At 54.7% G+C, this 2500-nt stretch carries 1 rRNA gene (cut by a window edge); it reads left to right on the top strand.

The features are described 5' to 3' along the window. A 23S ribosomal RNA gene (locus Q1B16_RS22135) occupies nt 1–2500 on the top strand (its annotated part extends 429 nt beyond the left edge of the window); the annotation flags it as partial.

Here is a 2500-nt window from a genome sequence, read left to right as displayed (position 1 = left end):
GAGGACCACCTTCGAAGGCTAAGTACTCCTTACTGACCGATAGTGAACCAGTACCGTGAGGGAAAGGTGAAAAGCACCCCGACGAGGGGAGTGAAACAGTACCTGAAACCGAACGCCTACAATCAGTCGGAGCCTCCTTGAGAGGTGACGGCGTACCTTTTGTATAATGGGTCATCGACTTGGTCTATCTAGCAAGCTTAAGCCGTTAGGTGTAGGCGCAGCGAAAGCGAGTCTGAATAGGGCGCATGAGTTAGATGGATCAGACCCGAAACCGAGTGATCTAGGCATGGCCAGGTTGAAGGTTGGGTAACACCAACTGGAGGACCGAACCCACATCCGTTGAAAAGGATCGGGATGAGCTGTGCCTAGGGGTGAAAGGCCAATCAAACTCGGAGATAGCTGGTTCTCTGCGAAATCTATTTAGGTAGAGCGTCATCCGAATACCCCCGGGGGTAGAGCACTGGATGGGTAATGGGGCCCCACAGGCTTACTGATCCTAACCAAACTCCGAATACCGGGGAGTACTAGATGGCAGACACACGGCGGATGCTAACGTCCGTCGTGGAGAGGGAAACAACCCTGACCGACAGCTAAGGCCCCCAATTCATGGCTAAGTGGGAAAGCAGGTGGGACGACCAAAACAACCAGGAGGTTGGCTTAGAAGCAGCCATCCTTTAAAGATAGCGTAACAGCTCACTGGTCTAAACAAGTTGTCCTGCGGCGAAGATGTAACGGGGCTCAAGCCATGAGCCGAAGCTTCGGATGCACATAGTGCATGGTAGCAGAGCGTAGTGTGATATAACCCTACGCCTCTTCTCAATCTTTGGAATGAAAACGAGCGCATTTGCGTTTGGCACGATCGCCTGAGCGACGTGAGGTGGAGAGATCACTCTCGGCCTCAAGTAGCGAAGCGATAGGCCAAATAAAAATGAGCTAGTGGTCACTCCAGCGAAAGGATTGAACGGAGGCGAAGGGTTGACTGTGAAGCCGCCCTGTGAGGGAAGCGGTGGAGTGATCACTAGCGAGAATGATGACATGAGTAGCGACAAAGAGTGTGAGAGACACTCTCGCCGAAAGTCCAAGGGTTCCTGCTTAAAGCTAATCTGAGCAGGGTAAGCCGGCCCCTAAGCCGAGGCCGAAAGGCGTAGGCGATGGGAACCACGTTAATATTCGTGGGCCAGATGGAAGTGACGGATCTCGAAGATTGTTCCTCCTTATCGGATTGGAGGGGCCGTTCAGAGGTTCCTGGAAATAGCTCCATCATCAGACCGTACCCTAAACCGACACAGGTGGACTGGTAGAGAATACCAAGGCGCTTGAGAGAACGATGTTGAAGGAACTCGGCAAAATACCTCCGTAAGTTCGCGAGAAGGAGGCCCGGTTCCTAGGCAACTAGGGGCTGGGGGCACAAACCAGGGGGTGGCGACTGTTTATTAAAAACACAGGGCTCTGCGAAGTCGCAAGACGACGTATAGGGTCTGACGCCTGCCCGGTGCCTGAAGGTTAAAAGGAGGGGTGAGAGCTCTGAATTGAAGCCCAGGTAAACGGCGGCCGTAACTATAACGGTCCTAAGGTAGCGAAATTCCTTGTCGGGTAAGTTCCGACCTGCACGAATGGCGTAACGACTTCCCCGCTGTCTCCAACATCGACTCAGCGAAATTGAATTGCCTGTCAAGATGCAGGCTTCCCGCGGTTAGACGGAAAGACCCCGTGCACCTTTACTACAGCTTCGCACTGGCATCAGGACTGCATTGTGCAGGATAGGTGGTGGGCTTTGAAGCAGGGACGCCAGTCTCTGTGGAGCCTCCCTTGAGATACCACCCTATGCATTCTTGATGTCTAACCGCGGTCCGTTATCCGGATCCGGGACCCTGCGTGGCGGGTAGTTTGACTGGGGCGGTCGCCTCCTAAAGCGTAACGGAGGCGCGCGAAGGTTGGCTCAGAGCGGTCGGAAATCGCTCGTTGAGTGCAATGGCAGAAGCCAGCCTGACTGCGAGACTGACAAGTCGAGCAGAGTCGAAAGACGGCCATAGTGATCCGGTGGTCCCAAGTGGGAGGGCCATCGCTCAACGGATAAAAGGTACGCCGGGGATAACAGGCTGATACTGCCCAAGAGTCCATATCGACGGCAGTGTTTGGCACCTCGATGTCGGCTCATCTCATCCTGGGGCTGGAGCAGGTCCCAAGGGTACGGCTGTTCGCCGTTTAAAGAGGTACGTGAGCTGGGTTTAGAACGTCGTGAGACAGTTCGGTCCCTATCTGCCGTGGGTGTAGGATACTTGAGAGGAGTTGCCCCTAGTACGAGAGGACCGGGGTGAACGATCCACTGGTGGACCTGTTGTGGCGCCAGCCGCAGTGCAGGGTAGCTATGATCGGAAAGGATAACCGCTGAAGGCATCTAAGCGGGAAGCCCCCCTCAAAACAAGGTATCCCTGAGGGCCGTGGTAGACCACCACGTCGATAGGCCGGAGGTGTAAGCGCAGCAATGCGTTCAGCTGAC

Origin of the sequence: uncultured Marivita sp., from assembly GCF_947488135.1 — a bacterium.
Lineage (GTDB): Bacteria > Pseudomonadota > Alphaproteobacteria > Rhodobacterales > Rhodobacteraceae > Marivita.
The sequence above is the reverse complement of the archived record's forward strand: the minus strand, read 5'-3'. Positions and strand labels throughout refer to the sequence as shown.